Source organism: Streptomyces calidiresistens, assembly GCF_014141525.1.
Lineage (GTDB): Bacteria > Actinomycetota > Actinomycetes > Streptomycetales > Streptomycetaceae > Streptomyces > Streptomyces calidiresistens.
Genome location: NZ_VKHS01001424.1, coordinates 1 through 695, shown reverse-complemented (window position 1 = coordinate 695; position 695 = coordinate 1). Strand labels below are relative to the sequence as shown.

1 protein-coding gene is annotated in these 695 nt (G+C 68.1%); it reads left to right on the top strand.

The genetic code is table 11. The annotated features are described in order from the left end of the window. The coding region (locus FOE67_RS27640) for an ImmA/IrrE family metallo-endopeptidase (RefSeq protein ID WP_182667539.1) at positions 1–695 on the top strand (695 nt) is incomplete at both ends.

Here is a 695-nt window from a genome sequence, read left to right as displayed (position 1 = left end):
CACCTACCCCCACCTGGACCCCGAGCAGGCCGCCGACCAGACCCGCGCTCTGTGGGGCCTGGGCCAGGAACCGGCTCCCAACATGATCCACCTACTGGAAGCCCGCGGCGTCCGAGTCTTCTCCCTACCCCCCGACTGCCAGGACGCCGACGCCTTCTCCGCCATCCGCCGGGGCACCCCCTACGTCTTCCTCAGCACCCGCAAAACCGCCGAACGCGGACGCTTCGACGCCGCCCACGAACTGGGCCACCTCGTCCTGCACTGCGAACACGCCAGCCCCCGCCCCCAAGCGGCCGAACCCGAAGCCAACGCCTTCGCCTCGGCCTTCCTCATGCCCCGAGCCGGCCTCCTGGCCCAACAACTTCACAACGCCGGCATCGACAGAATCCTCCAGGCCAAACGACGCTGGGGCGACTCCGCCATGGCACTGACCTACCGCATGCACAACCTCGGCCTGCTCACCGAATGGCGCTACCGCCAAACCGCCCGCCAACTCGCCGAGATGGGCTACCGCACCAGCGAACCCGATTCCCGCATGCCCCGAGAAAGCAGCCAACTCCTGGCCAAGGTCTTCCAAGCCCTCCGCGCCCGCCACATCAGTACCACCGACCTGGCCAACGCCGTCAACATCCCGCCCCAAGACCTCAACGAATACGTCTTCGGCCTGGTCCCCACCCCCATCCACGGCGGATACC